The 26,343-nt window shown below is 33.3% G+C and carries 25 protein-coding genes; 14 read left to right on the top strand and 11 right to left on the bottom strand.

Translation table 11 applies throughout. The features are described 5' to 3' along the window. From ccoN to ASD98_RS16130, 6 genes are read left to right on the top strand one after another with little or no spacing between them, the layout of a single operon-like run. Nucleotides 1–2,187: a cytochrome-c oxidase, cbb3-type subunit I gene (ccoN, locus tag ASD98_RS16155; protein ID WP_056206201.1), complete on the top strand. Its 2,187-nt coding sequence runs from the start codon at nucleotides 1–3 to the stop codon at nucleotides 2,185–2,187. 7 nt (nucleotides 2,188–2,194) lie between these two features. After that, nucleotides 2,195–2,389 carry a CcoQ/FixQ family Cbb3-type cytochrome c oxidase assembly chaperone gene (locus tag ASD98_RS16150; protein WP_053473606.1) on the top strand — a complete coding sequence of 65 codons (195 nt, stop codon included), beginning with the start codon at nucleotides 2,195–2,197 and terminating at the stop codon, nucleotides 2,387–2,389. Between the two features lie 2 nt (nucleotides 2,390–2,391). Next, entirely contained in the window at nucleotides 2,392–3,333 is a 942-nt protein-coding gene (locus ASD98_RS16145) for a cbb3-type cytochrome c oxidase N-terminal domain-containing protein (RefSeq protein ID WP_056206199.1), read from the top strand. A 10-nt stretch (nucleotides 3,334–3,343) separates the two neighbouring features. Then, the gene (ccoG, locus tag ASD98_RS16140; protein ID WP_056206197.1) at nucleotides 3,344–4,762 is read left to right on the top strand and encodes a cytochrome c oxidase accessory protein CcoG; all 1,419 of its coding nucleotides are present in this window, start codon (nucleotides 3,344–3,346) and stop codon (nucleotides 4,760–4,762) included. Between the two features lie 13 nt (nucleotides 4,763–4,775). Then, complete coding sequence (locus ASD98_RS16135) at nucleotides 4,776–5,225, top strand: FixH family protein (RefSeq protein WP_056206195.1); 450 nt, start codon at nucleotides 4,776–4,778, stop codon at nucleotides 5,223–5,225. Nucleotides 5,226–5,230: 5 nt separating this feature from the next. Then, nucleotides 5,231–5,932, top strand: coding sequence for a sulfite exporter TauE/SafE family protein (locus ASD98_RS16130; protein WP_056206193.1), 702 nt, complete (start codon nucleotides 5,231–5,233; stop codon nucleotides 5,930–5,932). On the opposite strand, the gene hemN is transcribed toward ASD98_RS16130, so the two are convergent. The 5 genes from hemN to ASD98_RS16105 all read right to left on the bottom strand — a co-directional run bounded on the left by hemN (nucleotide 5,929) and on the right by ASD98_RS16105 (nucleotide 10,639). After that, nucleotides 5,929–7,293 (bottom strand): oxygen-independent coproporphyrinogen III oxidase, encoded by a 1,365-nt coding sequence (gene hemN, locus ASD98_RS16125; RefSeq protein WP_056206191.1) that lies wholly within the window; start codon nucleotides 7,291–7,293, stop codon nucleotides 5,929–5,931. The genes ASD98_RS16130 and hemN overlap by 4 nt on opposite strands. Before the next feature lie 128 nt (nucleotides 7,294–7,421). Continuing rightward, nucleotides 7,422–7,892 carry a hypothetical protein gene (locus ASD98_RS16120; protein WP_056206189.1) on the bottom strand — a complete coding sequence of 157 codons (471 nt, stop codon included), beginning with the start codon at nucleotides 7,890–7,892 and terminating at the stop codon, nucleotides 7,422–7,424. 113 nt (nucleotides 7,893–8,005) lie between these two features. Further along, the gene (locus tag ASD98_RS16115; protein ID WP_056206187.1) at nucleotides 8,006–8,353 is read right to left on the bottom strand and encodes a hypothetical protein; all 348 of its coding nucleotides are present in this window, start codon (nucleotides 8,351–8,353) and stop codon (nucleotides 8,006–8,008) included. A 113-nt stretch (nucleotides 8,354–8,466) separates the two neighbouring features. After that, nucleotides 8,467–8,889 carry a DoxX family protein gene (locus tag ASD98_RS16110; RefSeq protein WP_056206186.1) on the bottom strand — a complete coding sequence of 141 codons (423 nt, stop codon included), beginning with the start codon at nucleotides 8,887–8,889 and terminating at the stop codon, nucleotides 8,467–8,469. Nucleotides 8,890–9,010: 121 nt separating this feature from the next. Beyond that, nucleotides 9,011–10,639: an acyl-CoA carboxylase subunit beta gene (locus ASD98_RS16105; RefSeq protein ID WP_056206185.1), complete on the bottom strand. Its 1,629-nt coding sequence runs from the start codon at nucleotides 10,637–10,639 to the stop codon at nucleotides 9,011–9,013. 188 nt (nucleotides 10,640–10,827) lie between these two features. Here ASD98_RS16105 and ASD98_RS16100 point away from each other — a divergent pair, with 188 nt between their 5' ends. From ASD98_RS16100 to ASD98_RS16090, 3 genes are all read left to right on the top strand, one after another. Next, on the top strand, nucleotides 10,828–11,418 hold the full coding sequence (locus ASD98_RS16100) for a TetR/AcrR family transcriptional regulator (protein ID WP_056206184.1): 591 nt from the start codon (nucleotides 10,828–10,830) through the stop codon (nucleotides 11,416–11,418). 69 nt (nucleotides 11,419–11,487) lie between these two features. Beyond that, nucleotides 11,488–11,946, top strand: a complete 459-nt coding sequence (locus ASD98_RS16095; RefSeq protein ID WP_056206182.1) for a hypothetical protein — start codon at nucleotides 11,488–11,490, stop codon at nucleotides 11,944–11,946. 2 nt (nucleotides 11,947–11,948) lie between these two features. Then, nucleotides 11,949–12,260, top strand: coding sequence for a DUF3817 domain-containing protein (locus tag ASD98_RS16090; protein ID WP_056206180.1), 312 nt, complete (start codon nucleotides 11,949–11,951; stop codon nucleotides 12,258–12,260). 268 nt (nucleotides 12,261–12,528) lie between these two features. Here the strand turns inward: ASD98_RS16090 and lpxD are convergent, their stop codons facing one another. The 3 genes from lpxD to prfB all read right to left on the bottom strand — a co-directional run bounded on the left by lpxD (nucleotide 12,529) and on the right by prfB (nucleotide 15,460). Beyond that, nucleotides 12,529–13,527 carry a UDP-3-O-(3-hydroxymyristoyl)glucosamine N-acyltransferase gene (gene lpxD / locus ASD98_RS16080; RefSeq protein ID WP_056206175.1) on the bottom strand — a complete coding sequence of 333 codons (999 nt, stop codon included), beginning with the start codon at nucleotides 13,525–13,527 and terminating at the stop codon, nucleotides 12,529–12,531. Nucleotides 13,528–13,859: 332 nt separating this feature from the next. After that, a complete protein-coding gene (msrB, locus tag ASD98_RS16075; RefSeq protein WP_056206174.1) occupies nucleotides 13,860–14,306 on the bottom strand; it encodes a peptide-methionine (R)-S-oxide reductase MsrB in 447 nt (148 codons plus the stop codon). A 55-nt stretch (nucleotides 14,307–14,361) separates the two neighbouring features. Beyond that, a protein-coding gene (prfB, locus tag ASD98_RS16070) for a peptide chain release factor 2 (RefSeq protein WP_128414851.1) occupies nucleotides 14,362–15,460 on the bottom strand; the annotation gives its coding sequence in 2 pieces (ribosomal slippage) (nucleotides 14,362–15,396 and nucleotides 15,398–15,460; 1,098 coding nt in all). Nucleotides 15,461–15,804: 344 nt separating this feature from the next. Here prfB and ASD98_RS16065 point away from each other — a divergent pair. Next, a complete protein-coding gene (locus ASD98_RS16065) occupies nucleotides 15,805–16,824 on the top strand; it encodes a low specificity L-threonine aldolase (protein WP_056206169.1) in 1,020 nt (339 codons plus the stop codon). Between the two features lie 132 nt (nucleotides 16,825–16,956). Here ASD98_RS16065 and ASD98_RS16060 read toward each other — a convergent pair whose 3' ends face one another. Then, complete coding sequence (locus ASD98_RS16060) at nucleotides 16,957–17,277, bottom strand: YbaB/EbfC family nucleoid-associated protein (protein WP_053473588.1); 321 nt, start codon at nucleotides 17,275–17,277, stop codon at nucleotides 16,957–16,959. A gap of 69 nt (nucleotides 17,278–17,346) precedes the next feature. Here ASD98_RS16060 and ASD98_RS16055 point away from each other — a divergent pair, with 69 nt between their 5' ends. The 4 genes from ASD98_RS16055 (at nucleotide 17,347) to ASD98_RS16040 (ending at nucleotide 23,093) form a co-directional block, all read left to right on the top strand. After that, nucleotides 17,347–19,482: a S9 family peptidase gene (locus ASD98_RS16055; protein ID WP_056206167.1), complete on the top strand. Its 2,136-nt coding sequence runs from the start codon at nucleotides 17,347–17,349 to the stop codon at nucleotides 19,480–19,482. 70 nt (nucleotides 19,483–19,552) lie between these two features. Continuing rightward, nucleotides 19,553–20,593: a PLP-dependent cysteine synthase family protein gene (locus ASD98_RS16050; RefSeq protein ID WP_056206165.1), complete on the top strand. Its 1,041-nt coding sequence runs from the start codon at nucleotides 19,553–19,555 to the stop codon at nucleotides 20,591–20,593. 386 nt (nucleotides 20,594–20,979) lie between these two features. Beyond that, nucleotides 20,980–21,888: a LamG domain-containing protein gene (locus ASD98_RS16045; protein ID WP_056206162.1), complete on the top strand. Its 909-nt coding sequence runs from the start codon at nucleotides 20,980–20,982 to the stop codon at nucleotides 21,886–21,888. Nucleotides 21,889–22,205: 317 nt separating this feature from the next. Next, a complete protein-coding gene (locus ASD98_RS16040) occupies nucleotides 22,206–23,093 on the top strand; it encodes a LamG domain-containing protein (protein ID WP_056206160.1) in 888 nt (295 codons plus the stop codon). A 294-nt stretch (nucleotides 23,094–23,387) separates the two neighbouring features. Here ASD98_RS16040 and ASD98_RS16035 read toward each other — a convergent pair whose 3' ends face one another. Both ASD98_RS16035 and ASD98_RS16030 read right to left on the bottom strand, forming a co-directional pair. Next, nucleotides 23,388–24,101 (bottom strand): YebC/PmpR family DNA-binding transcriptional regulator, encoded by a 714-nt coding sequence (locus ASD98_RS16035; RefSeq protein ID WP_026729302.1) that lies wholly within the window; start codon nucleotides 24,099–24,101, stop codon nucleotides 23,388–23,390. Nucleotides 24,102–24,284: 183 nt separating this feature from the next. Beyond that, the gene (locus ASD98_RS16030) at nucleotides 24,285–26,315 is read right to left on the bottom strand and encodes a S41 family peptidase (protein ID WP_056206158.1); all 2,031 of its coding nucleotides are present in this window, start codon (nucleotides 26,313–26,315) and stop codon (nucleotides 24,285–24,287) included. Nucleotides 26,316–26,343: the final 28 nt, after the last annotated feature.

Genomic DNA, 26,343 nt, shown 5'->3' with positions numbered 1-26,343 from the left:
ATGGAAATGGAACAGTTTTATTACGACAACAAAATTGTAAAAAAATTCATTTACGCCACCATTCTTTTTGGAGTTGTGGGTATGTTAGTGGGACTGACCTTAGCGGTTATGTACCTTTTTCCCAATATTACAGATGGGATTTCATGGCTTAGTTATGGTCGTTTGAGGCCTTTACACACTAATGCTGTTATTTTTGCCTTTGTTGGGAATGCCTTTTTTGCAGGGATGTATTATTCAATGCAAAGATTGCTGAAAGCCAGAATGTTTAGTGATTTTTTAAGTAATCTGCATTTTTGGGGCTGGCAGTTAATTATTGTTGCCGCAGCCATTACATTACCATTAGGATATACTTCTTCAAAGGAATATGCAGAACTTGAATGGCCTATTGATATTGCAATAGCGTTAATTTGGGTTGTAATGGGAATTAATATGATAGGAACCATGCTGCGTCGTAGGGAACGTCATTTATATGTTGCAATTTGGTTTTATCTGGCAACATTTGTAACCGTTGCGGTATTGCATATTTTCAATAACATTGAAATTCCTGTTTCAGGATTAAAAAGTTACTCCGTATACGCTGGTGTTCAGGATGCATTGGTACAATGGTGGTACGGACATAATGCGGTTGCATTTTTCTTAACAACACCGTTTTTAGGATTGATGTATTACTTCGTTCCAAAAATTGCTAATCGTCCTATTTACTCTTATAGATTGTCAATTATCCACTTTTGGTCTTTAATTTTTATCTATATCTGGGCAGGGCCACACCACTTGTTATATTCTGCTTTACCAAACTGGGCTCAAAATTTAGGTGTTGCATTTTCAATAATGCTTATCGCTCCGTCTTGGGGAGGTATGATTAATGGACTTTTAACATTAAGAGGTGCATGGGATAAAGTTCGTGAAGAACCAGTTTTAAAATTCTTCGTAGTAGCCATTACGGGTTACGGAATGGCAACTTTTGAAGGCCCAATGTTATCTCTTAAAAACGTAAATGCTATTGCGCACTATACCGACTGGATCGTTGCTCACGTACACGTTGGTGCTTTAGCCTGGAACGGATTTATGTCATTTGCTATTATTTATTGGTTGATTCCACGAATGACAAAAACAGCATTGTTCTCTAAGAAATTAGCAAATTTCCATTTCTGGATTGGTACTTTAGGTATTATAGTTTATACAATTCCATTATACGTTGCAGGTTTCCAACAAGCATCTATGTGGAAACAATTTAACCCAGATGGTACTTTAACTTACGGAAACTTCCTTGAAACAGTAACTGCAATTATGCCAATGTATTGGATGAGAGCAATTGGAGGTAGTTTGTACTTAATAGGAATGCTGACATTGGTTTACAACATTATCATGACAGTTAGAGCTGGTGAAACAATTGAAGATGAATTAGCACAGGCTCCGGCATTACAAAAAATAAGCAGTAACAGATTAAGTGGAGAAAAATTCCATTCTTGGTTAGAAAGAAAACCAATTCAGTTAACCATTTTGGCTACAATCGCCATTTTAATTGGAGGAGTTATTCAAATCGTACCAACGATTATGGTAAAATCAAATATTCCAACTATTTCAAGCGTAAAACCATATACACCTTTAGAACTTGAAGGACGTGACTTATATATTAGAGAAGGATGCGTAGGTTGTCACTCACAATCAGTCCGTCCGTTTAGAAGTGAAGTTGAGCGTTACGGAGTTCAGTCAAAAGCAGGGGAATTTGTTTACGATCATCCATTCTTATGGGGGTCAAAACGTACAGGTCCAGACTTGTTAAGAGTAGGGGGTAAGTACAATGACAACTGGCATTTTAACCACATGTGGAATCCGCAAAGTACATCTGCAGGTTCAATTATGCCAGGATATAAATGGTTATTTGATAATAAACCTTTAGACATTTCATTGACTCAAAAGAAAATGAATGTGATGATTTCACTTGGAGTTCCTTACTCGCCAGAAGAAGTTGCAAATGCACAAAAAACATTAAGAGATCAGGCGGTTAAAATAGAGAAAAGCTTAGAAAATGATCCTGACTTTGTAAAAAGTTATGAAGACAGTCGTAAAAAAGCGGCTGCAAAAGGTGAAAAATTCATTCCGATGAATGAAAGAGAAATTGTTGCTTTGATTGCTTATATACAAAGACTTGGTACTGATATTAAAGTAAAAGAAACTTCTAAATAACAGCATTATGTTTGAACAAATAAAACACAATATGGAAACAATATCGGGTGTAGAAATTTACCCGATACTTTCCCTCTTGATTTTCTTTTTCTTTTTCGTAGGACTGGGCATTTGGGTGTTCTCTTATAAAAAAGATAAAATTCAGGAAATGAGTAATATACCTTTAGAAGAAGGGCAAGTTATAATCTCAAAAGATAGATAAAAATGAAAAAGTTTTTCCCAGTATATGTTAGAGTACCGCTGATTTTCTTCATCGTATTTGCTTTGATGGAATATTGTATAGATTCAGGTGACAGACCTGCTTTTATAAAATACCCAATGGTATCAGTCTTTTTATTTGTCTTTCTGTTTATTTTAATTGCTATCGAAGTTACGCTAAGTGCTGTAAATCGAGTAATGTATCAATTACTATCGCCAGAAGAAAAAGCAAAATTAGATTATGAGAATAGTTTAAGTCTTCAGGAAAGCACTTGGTTTAAAGAACTAATGCACAAGCTTACTAAGACAGAACCTATGTCTAAAGAGGCTGATTTATTGATGGATCATGATTATGACGGAATCAAAGAGCTTGATAATAATTTACCGCCATGGTGGGTTTATTTATTTTATATCTGTATCATTTTTGGAGTAATCTATGTAGTTCGTTATGATGTATTAGGAGCTGATGATCAGGAAATGGAGCTTAAAAAAGAAATGGCACAAGCTAAAATTGACGTCGAAGAATACTTAAAAACTGCTCCGGATTTAATGGATGAAAAGACGGTTGTTTTACTGACTGATGATGCAAGTCTGGCTGCAGGAAAAGAAATTTTCGCAATGAATTGTGCGGCTTGTCACAGAGCAGATGCAGGAGGACAAATTGGACCTAACTTAACAGATGACCATTGGATTTTAGGTGGAGGAATTAAAAATGTATTTCATACCATAACCAATGGTGGACGTGATGGAAAAGGAATGGTTTCCTGGAAAACAAACGGTATGAAACCAAAAGAAATTCAAAAAGTAGCGAGTTACATTTTATCATTGCAAGGATCAAATCCAAAAGAACCAAAAGCACCAGAAGGTGATGTTTGGGTAGATGAAAGTGCTCCTAAAACAGATGCAGCAGCCAATACAAAAAAAGATACCACAGAAGTTAAAAAATAATTAGAATATCATGTCAAATTTACCAGACGAAGCTTTTAGAGATACCATTGGAACAATAGATGAAGGTGGTAAAAGGAAATTTATTTTCCCGAAGAAACCGTCTGGTAAATTTTATGATTATCGAAAAATTGTCAGCTATATTTTATTGGCAATTTTGATAATAAATCCGTTTATAAAAGTAAACGGAAACCAGTTTATGATGTTCAATATTATTGAACGTCGTTTTAATATCTTCGGCTTTCCTTTTTGGCCGCAGGATTTTTACCTCTTTGTAATTTCAATGCTTATTGGCGTTGTCTTTATACTTTTATTTACTGTTGTTTTTGGTCGAATATTTTGTGGATGGATTTGTCCACAGACCATTTTTCTTGAAATGGTTTTTCGCCGAATCGAATATTGGATTGACGGAGACCGCGGTTCACAATCACGTTTAGCAAGACAGGAATGGAATGGTGAGAAAATCAAAAAAAGATTGACTAAATGGACTATTTTCTTTTTGATTTCTTTTGGTATTGCCAATATTTTTCTGGCTTATTTAGTTGGGAGTGATGCTTTACTATTAATGGTAGAGCAAGGACCAGTTCAACAGTCAAGTAATTTTATTGCACTACTTATTTTTACCGGAGTTTTCTATTTTGTTTTTGTTTGGTTTCGTGAACAGGTTTGTATTATTGCCTGCCCGTACGGAAGACTGCAAGGCGTTCTTTTAGATAACAAATCTATAAATGTCGCATATGATTTTGTAAGAGGAGAAAAAGAAACCGGAAGAGCAAAATTCAATAAAAAGGAAGACAGAGTTTTAACCGGAAAAGGAGATTGTATTGATTGTCTTCAATGTGTTCATGTCTGTCCAATGGGAATTGATATTCGAAATGGAACTCAATTAGAATGTACAAATTGCACCGCTTGTATTGACGAATGCGATCACATAATGGAAAGTGTAGGATTGCCAGAAGGTCTTATTCGTTACGCATCAGAAGATGAGATTGTTAAGAAAGAACCTTTTAAGTTTACTACGAGAATGAAAGGTTACAGTGCAGTACTTTTTATTCTATTGGGTGTTTTTGTCGGTATGTTGTTTTTAAGAACGGATGTTCAGGCCGTTATTCTGCGCTTACCTGGACAGCTTTTTCAGCATAAAGGAGATAAGATAAGTAATGTTTATACCTATAAAATTGTCAACAAAACCATGAAAGATTATAATGATATTCATTTTGAATTAATCGATCAGAAAGGTGAAATTAATAATGTAGGGAAAGAGCATTTTAAAGTGGCAAAAGAAGCTATTTCACAAGGAACTTTATTTATAGAAATAGATGAAGTTTTACTGGAAAGTGACAAAACTAATGTAAAAATTGGCGTTTACAACGGTAAAGAACTGCTCGAAACCACAACTACAAATTTCTTAGGACCACGAAGTTTTAATTAAAATATATAGTATCATGAAAATTAATTGGGGAACCGGAATTGTCATTGCATTTGCTTTGTTTATGACCTTTATTTTATACTTTGTTTTTGAAGTACAATCAAATAGTAAATATGATAATGATTTGGTAGTAGAAGAATATTACAAACACGACACTCATTTTCAGGAGGAAATGGCCAGAATTCAAAATGCACATGATTTGCAGCATAAACCTATAGTAAAGTTTGAAGAAGAAGGTGTAAAAGTTACTTTTCCTGCCACTTTTGAAAGTAATAAAATAAAAGGAAATATTTTATTGTACAGACCTTCAAACAAAAAATTTGATTTTAATACTGAAATCGCTTTGACCAATTCTTCAATACTAATACCGCAAAAAAAATTAATAAAAGGCCGTTGGGATGTAAATATGGAATGGCAGTATGAGGGTAAAAAATACCTAACAAAAGAAGTAATCTACGTAAATTAATAGAAATGTTATTTTCAGCATTCATATTAGGTCTTATCAGCAGTCTGCATTGCGTTGGCATGTGCGGGCCAATTGCTATGATGCTTCCTGTTGATCATAAAAATGAAGCTAAAAAAGTAACGCAGATTATTACCTATCATTTTGGAAGATTAACTGCTTATTCGACAATTGGTTTAATCTTCGGATTGTTGGGGAGAGGTTTTTTCTTAGCAGGAATGCAGCAAAAAATGTCTATACTTATTGGTATTACCATGATTTTAATTGTTTTAATACCTGAAAAAGTATTCGTTAAATACAATTTCTCAAAACCTGTTTACAAAGTTATTTCCAATATAAAATCAAGTTTAGGAAGTCAGTTTAAAAAGAAAAGCTACAAATCTCTTTTTACAATTGGTCTATTAAACGGATTCCTGCCATGCGGAATGGTTTATGTTGCCTTATTTGGGGCAATCGCTATGCAGAGTGCGAGCTTAGGAGTTTTGTATATGTTATTGTATGGATTAGGAACGATTCCTCTAATGACAGTTGTAGTTTACGTCAATTCATTATTAAAATTACCGTTTCGAAATAAAATTCAAAAAGCAATTCCCTATGTAGCGATTATAATTGGGGTGTTATTTATTCTAAGAGGTTTAGGTTTAGGAATTCCCTATTTATCTCCTTCAAATATGAGTTTATTTGTTCAGGGAACTCCGAATTGTCATTAAACCGTCATCGAAAACAAGTTAGTTTCCGGTGATTTTCTTTTTAAATGTAAATCAAAAGCCATACAAATATTACGGACAAATGGTCTGCCAGCTTTAGTAATTTTGATTCTATTTTCTTCAATTACAATTAATTGATCGTTTTCTATTTCTTTTAAAGCTATTAAAACTTGAGGTAATTCTTTAAAATATAAAGAATCTTTACTCCAGGAAGTTTCAAGTTCGCAGGTTAAATTCAAAATGTGTTTTCTTATGATAAGATCTTCCTCAATTAAAATATGACCTTTTACAACCGGAAGTTGATTCCATTCTAAAATTTGATAATAATCTTCCAGATTTTTAGTGTTTTGAGCAAAGCCATACCAGCTGTCACTAATCGAAGAAACTCCTAAACCAATCATAAGCTGTGTTTTTGAAGCACTGTAACCCATAAAATTTCGATGCATTTTTTTATTGTGTGCAGCATGAAATAGGCTGTCTGAAGATAAAGCAAAGTGGTCCATACCAATTTCATGATAACCATTAACAGAAAGTAACTGTTTGCCTATTTCATAAAGCTGTCTCTTTTCAGCATCTTTTGGAAGATTTTCATCATTGAATCCGCGTTGTCCATTTCCTTTGATCCACGGTACGTGAGCGTAGCTGTAAAAAGCCAGTCGGTCTGGTTTTAAGGAATTTGTTTTCTCAACCGTATCAACAACATCTTCTAATGTTTGAAAAGGCAGTCCAAATATAATATCGTGTCCGATAGATTTATAGCCAATTTCTTTTGCCCAAAAAGTAACCTTCGCAACATTATGAAAAGGCTGAATACGATTGATCGCTTTCTGCACTTTTTCTGAATAATCCTGAACACCAAAACTCACTCGGCGAAAGCCTAAATCATATAACTTTTTAAGTTGTTCGTAAGTCGTATTGTTAGGATGTCCTTCAAAACTAAATTCATGATTTTCAGCTTTATTAGCAAAACTAAAAATGCCATTAATAAGATGTTCTAAGTTATTGGTTGAAAAAAAAGTAGGTGTTCCTCCGCCTAAATGTATTTCTTTTATAAGAGGTTTTTCTGGTAGTAATCTGCAGTACAAACTCCATTCTTTTAAAAGTGCCTGAATGTATTTTTCTTCAACAGAATGATTTTTTGTAATTCGTTTATTGCATCCGCAAAAAGTACACATACTTTCGCAAAAAGGAAGATGAATATAAAGACTAATTCCGTTTTTTGAATTGCTTTCTGAAAATGCTTTTTGAAAAGATGTTTTCCATTCTTCAACTGTGAAAGCGGTTTCATTCCAATAAGGAACCGTAGGATAACTAGTGTATCTTGGGCCAGGTACATTGTATTTCTGGGTTAATGAAATTTTCATAAAGACGGATTTAGTTTACATCAAAATTACTATTTGAACCACAGACATAAAATGACAAATATCATGTATGAGACAAAAAAAAAGAGACTCATAAAGAGCCTCTTTCCTACTGAATTAAATAACTAACACTAAATAGAATCCTGAATGATTTTAAGCCATTTTTTGGCAAACATATGATCTTGATAAGCACTTATTTGTTTAATGCGGTCATCATCAAAATCATAGAATGGAATTGTAATTTTTTTAGAAGTTTCTCTATCCTGAAAATCATAATCAATTTTTACGATTGTGTCTGAGTTCCCTTCTGTAGTTAAAACTAATTTGCAAGATGAAACAGTTCTCAAATCGACATAGGTTGATTCTTGTTGATTTGGATTGAAATTCATCAAAATAAATTTTCTGTTTTTTTGATCAATCGTTAAAGTTTTATTGTTCTGAGATTCAGTCAAATCAAATTCCTGAGGATTGTTTGGGTTGAATTTCTTTTTGATATTTAAAATTTTAGTTTTGTTTGCTGCGCTCGATCGTGCTGAAAAATATATTGGGATGGCTACTATGACCGCAATCACAATACCAATTATGGTTACACTTGTTTCCATTTTTCTTTTTTTAAATTTGGTAAATAGTATGAAATTGTAAACAGTTTCGGGATAGAAACAGTTTAATTGCTTGTGAAGAATTGCTTCTCCAGATTAGAATTTCAAAGTTTTAATTACCAGAAAAAATGGAAGGCATAGAGCATTAATGTGATTTTTTTGCTCTGTGTAGAAAATTGGTTTGTAAAGTTAAATGCAGATTTAATTACTTTATGCTGCGGAACAACAATTAGTAAAGAATCAAACCATTTAATTGATGCGGGATGATCTGTTTTGATATTCGCCGCAAAGTGATAACTTCCCTGAGGCTGAATGAATGCTGAAGAATCTGCAGTTCCTTTTGAGAAATTGGTATCCGTTTTTTGACTTTCCGTTTTTTGCACAGGAAACTCGTTTGCCTGAGCGGCAAAAAGACCTATGATCAAAAGTGATACGAAAAGTATGGTTTTACGAATCCAATTCATGGTGGCGAATTTAGTTCATAAAACACAATAAATGAAATTTTAAGTGCTAATTACTTCTTAAAAATAGCTTTAATATTTTATCCTCAACCTTTAATAGTTGAGGATAAATATTTTTATTGCTGCATTTTAAAATAATAGTCGGCTGAGTGTTTTCCTCCTCCGTAGAATAAAAAGAACATGCAAAGTAAAAGAACTACTATAGCTAAAGCTAAGCTTTCAGAACGCATGTGTCCCATAAAGTTTACGAGAACAGCGCCAAATAGTATTGGTAATTGAGCTGCAATTGCCCAGCGGGTAAGTAGCCCAAAAACAATCATTATACCTCCAATCATGTGAGCGGGTGCAATATAATGCAGAAGAAACATTCCGCCTCCGAACCGATCAATTGGAGATATTAAATCATGTAAATACTGAACGTTTGTTACAAAAGAAACTCCTTTCATAAATAAAAAAACACCCAATATTATACGTACTAAATCTACTGGTAAATAAGTGTGGGCATTTGCCCACTTATTTAAGCTTTTGACATTTTCCATGATACTACGTAATTAAAATTATATATATAAAGTTACTAATTTTTAATGATATATTTAATTTAAGTATCTGGAAATAAGTTTTTTACTATTTATTTAACGCGTTATCTGTATTTATGAAATATTAAACCTGAATTACGCCCAGATTAAATGGTTTTTGAATAGGAGCATGGTTGGCAGCTTCGATTCCCATTGAAATCCATTTGCGGGTATCAAGCGGATCAATAATTGCATCTGTCCATAATCTAGAGGCTGCATAATATGGTGAAGTCTGCTCGTCGTAACGTGCTTTTATTTTATTAAAAAGTTCAGCTTCCTTGGCTTCATCTATAATTTCTCCTTTCGCTTTAAGCGAAGAAGCTTCAATTTGTGCTAAAACTTTTGCGGCCTGCGTTCCACCCATAACAGCAAGTTCTGCACTTGGCCAGGCAAATATTAATCTTGGGTCATAGGCTTTTCCGCACATAGCGTAATTTCCTGCACCATACGAATTCCCTACAATAACAGTAAATTTTGGTACAACCGAATTACTTACGGCATTTACCATTTTGGCACCATCTTTAATAATACCGCCATGCTCAGATTTTGAGCCAACCATAAATCCGGTAACATCTTGTAAGAATACCAACGGAATTTTCTTTTGGTTACAATTGGCAATAAAACGGGTTGCTTTATCGGCACTGTCAGAATAAATTACACCGCCAAACTGCATTTCGCCTTTTTTGGTTTTAACCACTTTACGCTGATTGGCCACAATACCAACTGCCCAACCGTCAATTCTGGCATAACCGGTAATTAAGGATTGACCGTAACCGTCTTTGTAAGTCTCAAATTCTGAATTATCAACCAAACGATTGATGATTTCCATCATGTCATATTGCTCATTTCGGGCTTTTGGTAAAATACCATAAATATCTTTTTGGTCTAGAGCAGGTTTTTCAGCTTTGATTCTGCTGTAACCGGCTTTATCAAAATCACCAATTTTATCGACTATACTTTTGATTTTATCTAAAGCATCTTTATCATCTTTAGCTTTATAATCGGTAACTCCTGATATTTCGCAGTGTGTTGTTGCTCCGCCTAAAGTTTCATTATCAATAGTTTCGCCAATTGCAGCTTTAACCAAATAACTTCCAGCAAGGAAAATACTGCCTGTTTTGTCCACGATTAAAGCTTCATCGCTCATAATTGGAAGATAAGCACCTCCGGCAACGCAGCTTCCCATAACGGCAGCGATTTGCGTTATTCCCATACTGCTCATTTGAGCATTATTTCTAAAGATGCGTCCGAAATGTTCTTTGTCAGGAAAAATTTCATCCTGCATTGGCAGATATACTCCGGCACTGTCTACTAAGTAAATAATTGGGAGTCTGTTTTCCATTGCAATTTCCTGTGCTCGCAGATTTTTTTTACCTGTAATTGGGAACCATGCACCAGCTTTTACAGTGGCATCATTGGCCACTACAATACATTGTTTCCCTTTTATATATCCTATTTTAATAACAACTCCGCCAGAAGGGCATCCGCCATGTTCAGCGTACATTCCTTCTCCGGCAAAACCTCCAATTTCAATATTTTCTGAATTTTCATCTAATAAATAAGCAATGCGCTCACGAGCCGTCATTTTTCCTTCGGCATGTAGTTTTTCAATTCGTTTTTCGCCGCCGCCCAATTTTACTTTGGCAAATTTTTGTTTTAGTTCTGAAAGTAATAGTTTATTGTGATCTTCGTTTTTATTGAAGTTTAAATCCATGATATAATATTGATTTTACAAAATAGTGTTGGCTAATTTACAAAATCAATTGAAATAAACCGATTGCTTTGTGAATTAAGAAAAAGTTTATAAATATTTTCTTCTGAGTTTTTTCAAAATGGATGGAAAGAATCATAAACCAATTATTTTCCTTTAATTTGCTTTTTCATACTAATTAGTATTTTTTTATGTCTAAAGCTGCTAATACCCGACTTACGATTCTTCATAAAGCATTTGAATTGATCTATACCAAAGGATATCAAACCACAAGTATTGATGAAATTATTGCCACAACTCAAGTAACAAAAGGCGCTTTTTATTATCATTTTAAAACAAAAGATGAAATGGGAATCGCCATTATTGAGGAGATTTTGAAACCAACCATGCAGGAACATTTTATAAAACCAACAGAATCTTCGCAAAATCCAATTGAAGATTTTTATAATATGATTTCATATTTATTACTCGAAGATCCTTTTTTGCAGGTAAAATACGGCTGCCCGGTTGGAAATCTTACACAAGAAATGACGCCATGGAATAACAGGTTTAGTGAAGCATTAGCTGAATTAGTAGATTTATGGAAAAAGACAATCATAAATTCAATCGAAAAAGGAAAAAAATCTGGTATAATTCGCAAAGATGTAATGGGTGAACAAGTTGCCTTTTTTATCTTATCCGGTTATTGGGGAATACGAAATTTCGGAAAACTTCAAAATGATAATTCTTCTTATCTTGTTTATTTAAAAGAACTTAGAAGTTATTTGAATGGTTTGAAATAAAATTATTTTTCAAAAACATACTAAGTAGTATGTTTTTAAATATATTTGCATTGTCTTAATCAAAAAACAATGTATCAAACTCTTTTAGTATGCCACTCTTTCATAAGATGGTTCGTATTGGTAAGCTTGTTATATTCTATTTATATCGCTTACAAAGGTTATTTTCAAAAACTTCCTTTTACCAAGAAAGATAACCTCATCCGGCATTGGACGGCTACAATTGCCCATATTCAGCTTATTTTTGGAATATTAGTTTATGTGCAAAGTCCGATTGTAAAATATTTCTGGAAGAATTTTAAAGAAGCTGTGCAAAATTTAGATGCTTCATTCTTCGGAATTATTCACATTGCCTTAATGTTAATCGCAATAGTTTTCATCACAATAGGTTCGGCTTTAGCCAAAAGAAAATTTTCTGATGAGCAAAAATTCAGAACGATGCTTGTATGGTTTTCTGTCGCCTTATTAATCATTTTTATTGCCATTCCGTGGCCATTTTCACCTCTTGCAAACCGACCTTATTTTAGATAATTATGAAAAACTTACTTCAGATAAATACCGGAAGATTACGAATTATTGGATTCCTTGAAGGAACTTCACTTTTAATTTTGCTTTTTATAGCAATGCCCATGAAATATATTTTTGAAATGCCATTTTTAACAAGACCGGTTGGTACAGTTCATGGCGCATTATTTTTACTTTTTATTTTCAATACTTTAAGCGTTGGAGTAGAGCAGAACTGGAAATTTGCAACTACAACCTGGAAAGTGCTTTTGGCTTGTGTAATTCCGTTTGGCACTTTTTACATTGATTCTAAAATTTTAAGTAAAATTCAAAACCAGTAAAAGTTATGATTTTTGTATTTAAAACAAATGTTGATAATATTTCGAAAGTTAAGAAGGTTGCACCAAAGCTGAATCAGTTATTTCCTAATTCAAAGTGGAATTTTGATCTCGAGGACTGTGATAATATTCTAAGATTTGAATGTAAAGATGATATTATCGAAAGGGTAATTTTTTTAATGAAAGTAATTGGCTTTGAATGTGAAGCTTTATAAAAACAAAAAACCAGAAGATTAACTTCTGGTTTTTTCTATATCATTTTGTAATTGAATTATTTTTTAGGAGCGCAAACCATTTGTTTTAGCATGGCCCATTGTTTTAAAGCATCACGAGCTTCAACCGCCGGATAACCCAGCATTGTTTTTCCTGCAGGAACATCTCCGGTAACACCAGATCCGGCTCCAATTACAGCTCCGTCGCCAATAGTAGTATGGTCTTTTATTGAAGCGCTTCCGCCAATAATAACACCGTTTCCTAAAGTTACAGAACCTGCTAAACCACTGTTTCCAGCCATAATACAGAATCTGCCTAATTTACTGTTATGTCCAATTTGAACCAAATTATCAATTTTACAGCCGTCCCCAAGAATTGTCGAACTGAATTTTCCGCGGTCAACGCAAGAATTTGCTCCAATTTCAACTCCGTTTCCGATAATGACATTTCCAATTTGTGGAATCTTTACTAAGCCTTTTTCAGAACAAGGACGAAATCCAAAACCGTCAGCACCAATTGTAGCATTCGGGTGAATAATACAATCACTTCCAATATGGCAACGCTCACGAACAACACTTCCAGACCAGATAATGGTATTTTTTCCAATGGTACATTCGTCCAGAATAGTAACATTTGGGTAAATTACTGCATTGGCACCAATTTCAACTTTTGGTCCAATATAACAGCCTGCACCAATTTTGGCACCTTCGCCAATAATTGCTGTTTCGTCTATTGTAGCTGTTCTATGGATATTATTATGAAAAATTGGAGTAGGCGGAGCAAAAAGGGCAAGAATCTGCGACATGGCCAAATCAGCATTTTTTACTTTAATAAAAGCGCGATTTTCTCCAGGTTCAATAGAAATGTCTTCGTTTACGACAGCAATAGAGGCATTTGAGGTTGACCAGTACTTTTCATATTTTTTATTTCCTATAAAAGAAATTTCTGAAGTAGTAGCTTTTTCTAATTGCTCTGTTGCGGTAACGCTCTGTGAAGTAGTGCCGTAAATTACACCATTAATTACTTCATTAATTTCTTGAATTGAATAGGATCTCATTGATAAATTTTATTCGACTTAGGGTTAATTTTTGTCAAATAAAATAAAATAGATTTTAATTACCTAATAAAATTTTTAAGTTTCTTAATAAATATTTAAAATAGAAGTCTAAATATTACAAAATTAACATTTTAACTATTAAATTTCTGCAAGTTTTTTAATAAATTGATTTGTGGTTGCTGCATTTTTGGGTGAATAATCTTAAGTTTTTTGTATAAAAAATAAATTAATTATTTGGTAAGTAGCAGCCTACATTTGTTTTGTTAATTGTTTCTCTTTGTGGGTATTAAAAAAAAAAGCGATCCACTTTTAAAAGGAATCGCTTGTTGAATTTATTCTTTAATTTTTGATAGAGATATTGCATTAATGCAGTATCGCAAACCACTTGGTTCTGGTCCGTCAGGGAAAACATGTCCTAAATGCGCATCACATACATTACAGACCACTTCCACACGAATCATTCCGTATGATTTGTCGGCATTATAACCAATTGCATTTTCTTTAATTGGCTGTGTAAAAGACGGCCAGCCCGTTCCTGATTCAAATTTTTCACTTGCATCAAAAAGAACCGTTCCGCAGCATTTGCACTCGTAAATTCCAGGATCAAATAAACTGCATAATTCAGAGCTGAAAGATCTTTCAGTTCCTTTTAAACGTGTTACCTGATATTCTTCGGGAGTTAAAAGCTGTTTCCATTCTTGTTCCGTTTTCTCCACTCTTTTTTCCGGAGCCGGATTTCCCTTATTTGTAAAATGAATTACATCTGCCCATTTTATCATAACTTTTTAGTTTTAAGGTTTCATGTTTACTGTAAACTGAGACTGAACACTGTGACTATTCTTCCTCTTTCTGCCCCATCATCATTAAAAATGCTTTTAGGAAAGGATCAATATTACCGTTCATTACGCCGTCGACATCACTAGTTTCGTAACCTGTTCGAACGTCTTTAACTAATTTATAAGGCTGCATTACATAATTACGAATCTGTGAACCCCATTCGATTTTCATTTTTCCGGCCTCAATGTCGGCACGCTGCGCTTGTTGTTTCTTTAACTCAATTTCATATAATTGAGAACGAAGCATTTGCATAGCACGCTGTCTGTTATCTTGCTGAGATCTTGTTTCGGAACATTGAATCTGGATTCCGGTTGGTTTGTGAACTAATTGTACTTTAGTTTCTACTTTATTCACATTTTGTCCTCCCGCACCACTTGAGCGCGACGTTGTAATTTCGATATCGGCAGGATTAATGTCGATTTCGATACTATCATCAACAAGCGGATAAACATAAACAGATACAAATGAAGTATGTCGTTTAGCATTACTGTCAAAAGGAGAGATTCTAACCAAACGGTGAACACCATTTTCTCCTTTTAAGTATCCAAAAGAATAATCTCCTTCAAATTCTAAAGTTACCGTTTTTATTCCGGCAACATCACCTTCCTGAAAGTTAAGTTCTTTTATTTTATAGCCATAACTTTCGCCCCACATCATGTACATACGCATCAGCATTCCTGCCCAGTCGCAGCTTTCAGTTCCGCCGGCTCCGGCAGTGATTTGAACAACAGCGCTTAAACTGTCGCCTTCGTCAGAAAGCATGTTTTTGAATTCGATGTTTTCTATATGACTTTGTGCAGCCTCATATTGTTCGTCTAATTCATCTGTAGAAAGCTCGCCTTCCTTATAAAAATCATAAGCCAGTTGTAATTCATCTGTAAGCGTTACAGCTTTGTCATAATCTTCAATCCATTTTTTCTTGTTTCGAAGATTTTTTACAATGTTTTCTGCTTCTTTGGCATTATTCCAAAAATCAGGCGCAAAAGTTTTTTCTTCTTCGTTTGCAATTTCGATTAGCTTGGCATCAACGTCAAAGATACCTCCTCAACGCACCAAGGCGTTCCACAATACCTTTTACTTGTTCGGCTGTTGTCATAAATTAATAAGTAGTTTTATTTGTTTTTTGTAGATATTACGTTAGTTTATTTCAAAAAACTAATGCGTAATTTCGTTATACAAAAATAAGATTTAGTTTTTAGAATACAGCATTAAATTATTGTACAAAAAAGATAAAGTCTAAAAAGACTTTTTTAGTAAATACAATTGTTTTAAAAAACAAGAAATCAAATTTTGAATTATTAATGCTAGTTTTATATGTTTTTTATAAATATTACGTTAATTTGGTTCTAAGTAATTCACAAGTTAAAATTTATTAAAACTTGGGATTAATAACAAACAGTAATACGTAATTTTGCTGTCCAAAATAGATATAGTTTTTATATGGAAATAAATTTAATTAGCGATACCATTACCAAGCCTTCATATGAAATGCTGCAGTATATGTTTAACGCTCAGGTTGGAGACGACGTATACAAACAAGATCCTACGGTTATTGAATTAGAGACAAGAATAGCCGAATTTTTTGGTATGGAAGCTGGACTTTTTTTTCCGTCAGGAACTATGGCGAACCAAACTGCAATTAAACTGCATACACAACCCGGAGAACAATTAATTGCCGATAAATATGCTCACGTTTTTCATTATGAAGGCGGCGGAGTTTCGTTTAACAGCGGAGTTTCGTGCTGTTTGTTAGATGGAGACCGCGGAATGATAAATGCTGCACAGGTAGCGGCTGCAATTAATGATCCCGAATTTTATCATAGCCCTCTAACAAGTTTAGTTTGTGTTGAAAACACAACCAATAAAGGCGGCGGAGCTTGTTATGAATTAGAAGATTTAAGAGATATAAAAAAAGTCTGCGATGCTAATAATTTAAAGTTCCATTTAGACGGAGCCAGAATTTGGAATGCATTGGTTGCTAAAAGACAAAATCCAAAGGAATTTGGAGCCATTTTCGATACTATTTCGGTTTGTTTATCAAAAGGTTTAGGTGCACCAATTGGTTCAGTTTTATTAGGAAGTAAAGCAGATATTCACCGAGCACTAAGAATCAGAAAAATATTGGGAGGCGGAATGCGTCAGGTTGGTTATTTAGCTGCAGCAGGATTATATGCTTTAGCTAATAATATTGAACGTCTTGCAGAAGATCATCGCAGAGCTAAAGAAATCGGAGCAATTTTAAGTACAAAATCCTGGATTTCTGCCGTAGAACCTGTAGAAACAAATATTTTGATTTTTTCATTAGCCGAAGGTTACAGCGACCAGCTTTTGATTGAAAAATTAAAACAAAAAAATATTTTAATAAGTTCCTTAGGACACAACAAACTCAGAATCGTTACGCATTTAGATTATAAAGAAGTAATGCATACCTATGTTTTAGAAATGTTTTCGAAGATTTAGGAAAAAAGGTTCAGAGTTGCAAAGGTTCAAAGGGACAAAGGTTAAAAAAAAGACGCACAATTAGTGCGTCTTTTTTTTGAGGTACAACAAAAGAAAACCTTTGAACCTTTGCAACTCTGAACCTTTGCCCCTTTATTTAAAAAGATTGTCCATTCCCGGAATCATCGGCATATCCATTTTTGCGACAGCGTCAAGTTCACTTTCGTTTACACTTGTTGCTCTTTCGATAGCTTTATTTAGCGTTACAATTAAATAATCTTCCAACTGTTCTTTATCTTCTAAAAGAGAATCGTCAACAGAGATTGATTTTATTTTTCTATTTGCAGTAATCGTAATTTTTAATAATCCGTCAGCGCTTTGTTCGTCAATTAAAACAGTATCAAGGCGTTTCTTTGTATCTTCAATTTTTTGCTGGGTTTCTTTAAGTTTTCCCATCATTCCCATTAAATCCATTTTTTGTTGATTTTTAAATTATTTCATACAAAATTAGTATATTGCTGTATTAAATCAATAGAATATTTTATGAAAAAATTAATTTTGTTCTGTTGCGTTTGTACTATTTTTGCTCCTTCGTATTTAAAAACAAATGCTCAATCAATGCAAGAAAATATACAGGCTCCAAAAGCCAAGGAAATTCCAAAAACATTAAAAAAACACAAAGAAACCCGAATCGATAATTATTTTTGGCTGAATGACAGAGAAAATCCGGAAGTTATTGATTATCTGAATAAAGAAAACGAATATTACCAGCAAATGACCATTCATACTAAAGGTTTTCAGGAATCTTTATATGAAGAAATGAAAGGAAGAATTAAAGAAGATGATTCATCAGTTCCTTATTTCTACAACGGATATTATTATATTACACGTTTTGAAACAGGAAAGGATTATCCAATTTTTTCAAGAAAAAAAGGAAGCCTTTCGGCAGAAGAAGAAATTCTGTTCAATTGTAATGAATTGGCAATAGGTCACGCTTATTTTAAATTAGGAGGTTTAAGTATAAGCCCTGATAATAAATTTGCCAGTTTTGGAACTGATATTGTTGGAAGAAGGATTTACACCATCCAGATCAAAAATCTTGAAACAGGAGAAATTCTATCAGATAAAATTGAAAATGCAACAGGAGGATCTGTTTGGGCAAATGATAATAAAACCATTTTTTATACCAAGCAGGATGAGGTAACTTTAAGATCTGACAAGATTTTCAGACATAAATTAAACACAGATTCTAAAAATGATGTTTTAGTTTACGATGAAATTGATGATACTTTTAATGTTTCTGTAAGCAAAGAAAAATCAAGAAAATATATTGTAATTGGTTCATCGAGTACTTTAACTACAGAATACAGAATATTGAATTCAGATAATCCGGATGGAGAATTTGAAGTGTTTCAGCCTCGTGTTCGTGGTTTAGAATATAGTATTTCTCATTATGAAGATTCATTTTATATCTTAACAAATAAAGACAAAGCAACCAATTTCAAGCTAATGAAAACGCCTGAAAATAAAACAGGCAAAAAAAACTGGGTTGATGTAATTCCGCACAGAGAAGATGTTTTGTTAGAAGATATCGAGATCTTTAAAAACTATCTAGTTGTAGAAGAACGCTCGAATGGTTTAAATCATATCCGAATTATGCCATGGAATGACGAACCGGATTATTATCTGCCTTTTGGAAGCGAAACCTACAATGCTTTTACAACAACAAATATTGATTTTGATACCGATATTCTGCGTTACAGCTACCAATCGCTTGCTACGCCATCATCTGTGATCGATTTTAATATGAAAACTAAAACCAAAGAAATTCTAAAAGAACAGCAGGTTTTAGGCGGAAAATTTGACAAAGAAAATTATGTCGAAGAACGAGTTTGGGCAACAGCAAGAGATGGCGTAAAAGTGCCAATTTCGATAATTTATAAAAAAGGTTTACAGAAAAATGGTAAAAATCCGTTATTGCTCTATGCATATGGTTCATACGGAATTACGATGGATACTTATTTTTCTTCAACAAGACTTTCATTATTAGATCGTGGTTTTGTGTATGCAATTGCGCACATTAGAGGAGGAGAAGATTTAGGAAGACAATGGTATGAGGATGGAAAACTGTTAAAAAAGAAAAATACCTTTACAGATTTCATCGATTGCTCTAAATTTGTAATAGACGAGAAATACACGTCATCAGAACATCTTTATGCTGAAGGTGGATCTGCAGGAGGACTTTTAATGGGTGTCATTGTAAATGAAGCACCAGAGTTATATAATGGAGTTATAGCGCAGGTACCTTTTGTTGATGTTATTACAACAATGCTGGACGACAGCATTCCGCTGACAACCGGAGAATATGACGAATGGGGAAACCCAAACAATAAAAAGTATTACGATTATATGTTGTCGTATTCACCTTATGACAATGTAAAAGCACAAAAATATCCTAATATGTATGTATCAACAGGATTGCATGATTCTCAGGTACAATATTGGGAGCCAGCAAAATGGGTGGCTAAATTAAGAGATTTAAAAACAAATGATAATCAATTGTTTTTAGATACTAATATGGACGCTGGACATGGCGGGGCTTCAGGACGTTTTGAGGCTTTAAAAGACTTAGCAAAAGAATTTAGTTTTTTATTAGATTTAGAAAAAATTAAAAGCTAATTAGAAAATTTTTGTTAAATTTGCAACCTATCAAGGCGTGTAAAAAACACCTTCGATTAACTATTTTTTTATGAAAGAAGAAATAAACGCTTATAATAATGTTTTAGAGTTAATAGGTAATACCCCGCTTATTAAACTAAATAAAATCACCGAAGACTTAGAAGGAAATTTCTACGCAAAGGTAGAAGCTTTTAATCCAGGTCATTCCTCAAAAGATAGAATAGCGTTATATATTATTGAAGAAGCCGAAAGAAAAGGAATATTATCACCAGGCGATACCATTATAGAAACTACATCAGGTAATACAGGTTTTAGTTTAGCCATGGTAAGTATTATAAAAGGTTATAATTGTATTTTGGCCGTGAGTTCGAAATCATCCAAAGACAAAATTGACATGCTGAGAAGTTTAGGCGCAAAAGTTTATGTCTGTCCGGCTCACGTATCTGCAGATGATGAAAGGTCATACTACAATGTAGCAAAACGATTACACGAAGAAACAAAGGGTTCAGTTTATATTAATCAATATTTCAATCAGCTAAATATTGATGCCCATTACAACACTACAGGTCCCGAAATCTGGGAACAAACAAAAGGACAAATCACACATCTTATTGCTTGCAGCGGAACTGGAGGAACAATTTCCGGAACTGCAAAATTCTTAAAAGAGCAAAATCCAAATATTAGAATCTTAGGAGTAGATGCTTTTGGATCAGTATTGAAAAAATACCATGAAACAAGAGAATTTGATAATAAAGAAATTTACCCATATCGTATTGAAGGTTTAGGTAAAAACTTAATTCCTTCGGCAACAGATTTTGATATCATCGATAAATTCATAAAAGTTACCGATGAGGAAAGTGCTCACTCAGCAAGAGAAATCACTCGTAAAGAAGGTTTATTTGTTGGATACACCTCTGGAGCAGTAATGCAGGCAATTAAGCAATATGCGGAAGAAGGTGAATTTACAAAAGAAAGTAATATTATCGCTATTTTTCCTGATCATGGTTCACGTTATATGAGTAAAGTATTCAGTGATGAATGGATGAACGAACAAGGATTCTTTGACAGCGTTAATGAAGAAGAAACCCAAAAAATTGAATTCGTAAAATAGGTCACTATTTTTCTAAAATTTAAAACTCCATTCGTTTTGCGAATGGAGTTTTTTTTATGTTGACTTTTAAATGATTAAGAGATTCACTAAAAAGAGGTACTATTATTTTAAAAGTTTAAATTATATAAATGTTAATTATTTTATTTTGATTGAGAAAACCGTATTTATACGTAAGATATTTTAATTGAAATTGAGGTTAATTTATAATTTTAAGAATTAATTCATTAGTATAATTAAAACTAATTTTATCGATAAAATCATTAGTTTTGGTTATTTTAACGATTATTTAGGTAGGTTAACGAAAAAATTTTCGACGAAAAGCATAATAGTATAGTTTAGCTGTGTATAAATGACACACTTTATTTATAACCCTAAATTCTGCTATTATGAAAAAATTTCTACTCTCAGTAATGTTTGTAAGTTATTTGAATGCGACTGCTCAAAATCCAATTCAGGAGTTTAATTTCAATGGGACTTTAAATAATGAATCGAACACAATTTCTTTTATGGGATCAAATGAATTTGTACCCGATAGATCAGGAATTGCCGGAAATGCTCAAAGATTAAACAATAAAGCGCTGGAAGCCGTGGTAGATAATCTGCCGCAAGGTAATAAAGCGAGAACTGTTAGTATTTGGGTTAAATTTAATGACATAGCTTCTGCAAATTATATCTGGGGTTATGGTTCAGCTTACAATGCCCAGTATTTTGGTTTACTGCAGCAATCGACAGTTTCTTCTAATTCAGATTTAAGTTTAGCGGGCTGGGGTGCTGCAAATGATGTTATTGTCTCGACTTCATTGGCAAAAGGTGTCTGGTATCAATATACGGTAACGTTTGACGGTACAGTTTCTAAAATATACCGAAACGGAGAGTTGTTAAAATACATAAATGGTTTAAAACGCTCTACAAAAGGCACTATTTTTAGATTAGGCGAAATAAACACATCGGTTGGCATAAACGCAGATGTAGACGATTTAAAGATTTATGATGTGGCTTTGACAGATGAACAGGTTGTGGAGTCTTATAATAGCTCTAAACCTCTAATAGTAGTCGCAGAAGCTGCAGCAGCTCCTAAAGCAAAAGGTACAGCTGCAAAATCTAAAACAGCAAAAACGCCATCAAGCAATATAATTGTGAGTAAAGATGTAAACGTGGGAGGTAAAAATATTGAGGTGTATTCGCAAGGACAAAAAGTAGTAGGGGATAATTTAATGACTATAAATGATCTTCCTGAGGGAACATATTTACTAAAGATTTCGAATGCTCCGGCAAAAAAAATAACATCAAAATAAGGCCATCAATTAATTTTTTTAAATAGTTAGTTTTTAAATATTGTTTAGTAGCAATTAGATTTTTTGGAATTAGGAAACAGCCTTTTGTATTCAGAAGGCTTTTTTTTAACCTGTCATATCTATATTTATTTGTATTTTGTGAGAATTCTGTATTTGTATGTAGGATTTGTTTGTTTATGCTGAATTAAAATTATAGTTTTAACAAAATTTGCAAATAAAATATTTAAAAATTTGTAATTATAAAAATTTGAATGATCAAATTGCTGTCAAATAAGTTATTATAAAAAGGTATCATCCAGTAAAAAATCTATATACATATGAAGAAAATATTACTCACTTTAATGTTTGTAAGTTTTTTAAATGCTAATTCGCAAAATCCGGTTCAGGAATTTAATTTCAACGGAAACTTAAGTAGTGCAGATAATACAATTTCCTTTTTAGGTACTCCTGTTTTTGTAAATGACAGAATGGGTACCGCTAAAGGAGCTTTGCGACTTTCTAATAAAGCTTTTCAGGCTGTGGTAGGCGATCTTCCTCAAGGCAATAAACCAAGAACAATATCTGTTTGGATTAAATTCAATGCTGTAGCTACTGCGAACAATGTATTGGGGTATGGTACCGCTGCAAATGCCCAATATTTTGGATTAGTGCAGCAAGCATCAGCCGGAGGCAATTCTGAGATAAGTCTTGAAGGATGGGGATCTGGGAATGATGTGGCTGTTTCTGCACCGCTTACAAAAGATATCTGGTACATGTACAGCATTACTTACGATGGCAGTACTTCAAAAATTTATCGTAATGGTGAATTGCTAAAATCTGTTGAGGGAATTTCACGTTTAACGAAAGGTTATATTTTGAGTATCGGAAAAGTAAATACAGCTACAAGTATCAATGCCGATATTGACGACATTAAATTGTATACTGTTGCCATGACAGACGAGCAGGTTATGGAATCTTATAACAGTTCAAAACCGGCTAAAACAGTAGCAGCTCCGCCTGTGCCAATTTCAAGTACAGAAAAAAAAGCTGCGCCTGCGCCTGTAAAATTACCAGTACCTGCATCTTCTGCAGAAGCTGCTAAAAGTGGTAAAAATGTTGAGGTTTTCTCTCAGGGGCAAAAAATAATAGGGGCAAATGCTTCTAATATTGGTGATTTGCCCGAAGGAACGTATTTAATCAAAGTAACAAACACGCCAAAAAAATAATTTTTTATATTTTCTCATAAAAAGAAAGCCTTCTGAATTTCAGAAGGCTTTTCGTTTTTTATCAGCTTATTACACTAAGCACTACAAATAAGATTACCAGAATAATTACGGCAAATCTTGTGTATTTTGATGTTTGCATATTTGTTTTTGTTTAAAGGAATTATGATCTGATTGCGACAAATATAATAGTTTATTTTGCTTTTTATAATATTTTACTTTCTTCTGTATGAATTTTAACAAAACAAAAAAGCCCTGAAAAATTCAGAGCTTTTAAATTTTATAAAGAGAAGAATATTATTCCTCTTTCATAGTATGATAAACGTTCATTACGTCATCATCTTCTTCAATTTTTTCGATTAGCTTTTCAACATCAGCGATTTGAGCTTCGGTTAATTCTTTTGTAATTTGAGGAATACGCTCAAAACCAGAAGATAAAATTTCTAAACCTCTGTTTTCTAATTCTTTTTGTAAAGCACCAAAACTTCCAAAAGGAGCATAGATCAAGATTCCGTCTTCGTCTTCAAAAACTTCCTCAGCACCAAAATCAATTAATTCCAGTTCTAATTCCTCAGCGTCAAGGCCATTATTTGCAATTCTGAAATTACAAGTATGATCAAACATAAATTCAACAGAACCCTGAGTTCCCATTGTGCCGTTACATTTATTGAAATAACTGCGAATGTTTGCTACCGTTCTATTGTTATTATCTGATGCAGTTTCAATCAAAATCGCAATTCCGTGAGGAGCATATCCTTCAAATAAAATTTCTTTATAGTTGGCAGTATCCTTATTACTAGCATTTTTAATCGCGCGCTCAACATTATCTTTTGGCATGTTGGCCGCTTTTGCGTTTTGTATAACAGCTCTTAATCTAGAATTGGCGTCAGGGTTAGGACCGCCTTCTTTAACAGCCATAACGATGTCTTTACCAATTCTGGTAAAAGTTTTGGCCATTGCAGACCAACGTTTCATTTTTCTTCCTTTTCTAAATTCGAACGCTCTTCCCATTTCTAATTTTTAGTTTTGTGATGCAAAAATAAAGGTTATTCCTTATTTATCCAAAATCAAAATTTAAGTTTTTTTTTATTTTGTTTCAAGTTTTAAATTTCATGTTTCAAGTTAACCGCAAAGTGCGCAAAGTTTTACGCAGAGTTCGCAAAGCTGAGTCAACTTGAAACATGAAACAAAAATCTATTTCGAAAAATTGAAGTCATTGATAATGTTGACCGCTTCGTTCAGGTATGGATTTGTTTTTAAATTATCCATTTGGTATTGATTAATCGTTTTATCATTAGGATAAGCACCTAATAAAAACTGATTTACAGAAGAGTTGTAAACATCCAGCGGATTATTTTCGTCATTAAAAGTATTAATTTCTGTCCAAAGAGAATTTACGATTTTCTTTTGTTTAAAAATCGCATCCAAAGTCATCGGAATTTCTGCTTTTGGCGTATTGACCAATTGATATATTTTTAGATTGATCTTTTTAATATCATTAAAATAAAAATTATCAGCCAATCTCAAAGAACTGTTTTTGGCCAATTTATCAATTAAAGCGCGTTTTACATACGGCCTGAATTTTAAGAAAGGTTCAATACTGTCATTTTTCATAGCAGTAGGAAAATCACTTTCTTTTTGATAAACATCTTCATAAAATTCAGGAAGAACAACATCTGGTGTCACACCTATATATTGATGGCTTTTTCCTGTAACTCTGTAGAATTTATTGATTGTAATTTTAAGGAAATCAGTATTTTTATTTTCGTCAAGCGAAAGAATAGTCTGCATAGTAGCTTTTCCAAGCGTATTGCTTCCTAATAAAAGCGCGCGATTGTAATCCTGCATAATCGAAGAGAAAAATTCACTTGCAGAAGCTGTATTGCTATTCACTAAAACTACAATTGGGCCTCTGTAAATCATGCCTTTATAAGGATCATTAATAACAGATTTCTCTTTTGTATGATCAATAACAACCGAAATTGGGCCATAATCAACAAACATTCCAGCCAGTTTTATCGCTTCTTCCATCGAACCGCCGCCATTGTCAATCAAGTCAATCACTAAGCCTTTGATATTATCTCTTTCAAGTTTAATAACTTCTCTGGCCACATCATCGGCACATCCTTTTCGACTGTTTCCATCTAAATCAGCATAGAAACTAGGAATTTTTATATAGCCAATTTTACTTTCCTTCCCAATAATGAAACTGAAAACCGAATTTTCTTCGTCTTTCATTACTTGTTTTTCGATGTAAACGTCAAAATTTTTGCCAGAGTTTCTTTTCAGCGTAAGCGTGAGACTTCTATTGGCTTCAGATAAAATCATTGTGGATATAGACTCTAACGAAGCGCAGGAAACCTGAAGTGTTTCTTTATGGTTTGAAACAGAAATTATCTGATCGCCTTTTTTAATCTGTCCTGTTTGAAACGCCGGACCATTTGGATCTATTTCGTGAACAATAATTTCATTTTTTTCATTAAGATTCACTGTCATTCCCAGTGATAAATGTTCTTTTGATAATGAAGCAACAAAACTCGATTTAGAATCGTCGCTAAAATAAGCAGTATGCGGATCAAAATAAGTACAAAAGAAATTATAAAGATTCTCGTCCTGTTTTGTTTTAGTTTCTAAAAGCGTACTGATGCGACAAATTTCATTTGAAAGAATCAATTTTCTGGATTTAGCTTCGATAGAAGCAAAATTAGCTTTAATAGAATCCAGATTGTCACTGGTTTCAGCAATATCATCCAGAATTTGATAACGCAGTTTTTTGCGCCATACTTTCTCTAAATCTTCTTTCTTTAAATAAAAAGGAAATGATTTTTTGTAGAATCTAATGGTATCTTTCTTTGTATAATCAAATGCAGTTGCCTGAATTTTTTCAAGAACTTCTTTAGTTCTTATCAATCCGTTAATATATTTTGCGGTAATATCAGTTAAAAAAGTACAATCGTTACTTAAAATTAAATCGTCTAAATTTAAACGATATTCTGCCGCCAATTGATCGTATTCACTCTTAAAGAAGATATTACGGGAAGGATCTAATTCATTTATAAGGTTATCAAAAACAAAAACAGATAAGCTGTCATCAACAGGTTTTGGATGTAAATGTTCCGTTTGAACAACGGTATTTATTTTGTTGAGAATTTGGCATGTCTCGGCGCTATTTTGACTAAATAGGAAAGAGGTAATCAGTAAAAATAACGGCAAAAATTTGTTCATAGGTGAAATCTCAACATTCTATATTAAA

It is taken from the genome of Flavobacterium sp. Root186, from assembly GCF_001428525.1.
Taxonomy (GTDB): Bacteria; Bacteroidota; Bacteroidia; order Flavobacteriales; family Flavobacteriaceae; genus Flavobacterium.
This window is presented reverse-complemented; position numbering and strand designations above follow the sequence as displayed.

Bases quoted from the DNA above. Each gene is read 5' to 3' on its own strand.
- ccoN (WP_056206201.1), top strand. From the start codon at position 1: ATGGAAATGGAACAGTTTTATTACGACAACAAAATTGTAAAAAAATTC.
- ASD98_RS16150 (WP_053473606.1), top strand. From the start codon at position 2,195: ATGTTTGAACAAATAAAACACAATATGGAAACAATATCGGGTGTAGAA.
- ASD98_RS16145 (WP_056206199.1), top strand. From the start codon at position 2,392: ATGAAAAAGTTTTTCCCAGTATATGTTAGAGTACCGCTGATTTTCTTC.
- ccoG (WP_056206197.1), top strand. From the start codon at position 3,344: ATGTCAAATTTACCAGACGAAGCTTTTAGAGATACCATTGGAACAATA.
- ASD98_RS16135 (WP_056206195.1), top strand. From the start codon at position 4,776: ATGAAAATTAATTGGGGAACCGGAATTGTCATTGCATTTGCTTTGTTT.
- ASD98_RS16130 (WP_056206193.1), top strand. From the start codon at position 5,231: ATGTTATTTTCAGCATTCATATTAGGTCTTATCAGCAGTCTGCATTGC.
- hemN (WP_056206191.1), bottom strand. From the start codon at position 7,293: ATGAAAATTTCATTAACCCAGAAATACAATGTACCTGGCCCAAGATAC.
- ASD98_RS16120 (WP_056206189.1), bottom strand. From the start codon at position 7,892: ATGGAAACAAGTGTAACCATAATTGGTATTGTGATTGCGGTCATAGTA.
- ASD98_RS16115 (WP_056206187.1), bottom strand. From the start codon at position 8,353: ATGAATTGGATTCGTAAAACCATACTTTTCGTATCACTTTTGATCATA.
- ASD98_RS16110 (WP_056206186.1), bottom strand. From the start codon at position 8,889: ATGGAAAATGTCAAAAGCTTAAATAAGTGGGCAAATGCCCACACTTAT.
- ASD98_RS16105 (WP_056206185.1), bottom strand. From the start codon at position 10,639: ATGGATTTAAACTTCAATAAAAACGAAGATCACAATAAACTATTACTT.
- ASD98_RS16100 (WP_056206184.1), top strand. From the start codon at position 10,828: ATGTCTAAAGCTGCTAATACCCGACTTACGATTCTTCATAAAGCATTT.
- ASD98_RS16095 (WP_056206182.1), top strand. From the start codon at position 11,488: ATGTATCAAACTCTTTTAGTATGCCACTCTTTCATAAGATGGTTCGTA.
- ASD98_RS16090 (WP_056206180.1), top strand. From the start codon at position 11,949: ATGAAAAACTTACTTCAGATAAATACCGGAAGATTACGAATTATTGGA.
- lpxD (WP_056206175.1), bottom strand. From the start codon at position 13,527: ATGAGATCCTATTCAATTCAAGAAATTAATGAAGTAATTAATGGTGTA.
- msrB (WP_056206174.1), bottom strand. From the start codon at position 14,306: ATGATAAAATGGGCAGATGTAATTCATTTTACAAATAAGGGAAATCCG.
- ASD98_RS16065 (WP_056206169.1), top strand. From the start codon at position 15,805: ATGGAAATAAATTTAATTAGCGATACCATTACCAAGCCTTCATATGAA.
- ASD98_RS16060 (WP_053473588.1), bottom strand. From the start codon at position 17,277: ATGGATTTAATGGGAATGATGGGAAAACTTAAAGAAACCCAGCAAAAA.
- ASD98_RS16055 (WP_056206167.1), top strand. From the start codon at position 17,347: ATGAAAAAATTAATTTTGTTCTGTTGCGTTTGTACTATTTTTGCTCCT.
- ASD98_RS16050 (WP_056206165.1), top strand. From the start codon at position 19,553: ATGAAAGAAGAAATAAACGCTTATAATAATGTTTTAGAGTTAATAGGT.
- ASD98_RS16045 (WP_056206162.1), top strand. From the start codon at position 20,980: ATGAAAAAATTTCTACTCTCAGTAATGTTTGTAAGTTATTTGAATGCG.
- ASD98_RS16040 (WP_056206160.1), top strand. From the start codon at position 22,206: ATGAAGAAAATATTACTCACTTTAATGTTTGTAAGTTTTTTAAATGCT.
- ASD98_RS16035 (WP_026729302.1), bottom strand. From the start codon at position 24,101: ATGGGAAGAGCGTTCGAATTTAGAAAAGGAAGAAAAATGAAACGTTGG.
- ASD98_RS16030 (WP_056206158.1), bottom strand. From the start codon at position 26,315: ATGAACAAATTTTTGCCGTTATTTTTACTGATTACCTCTTTCCTATTT.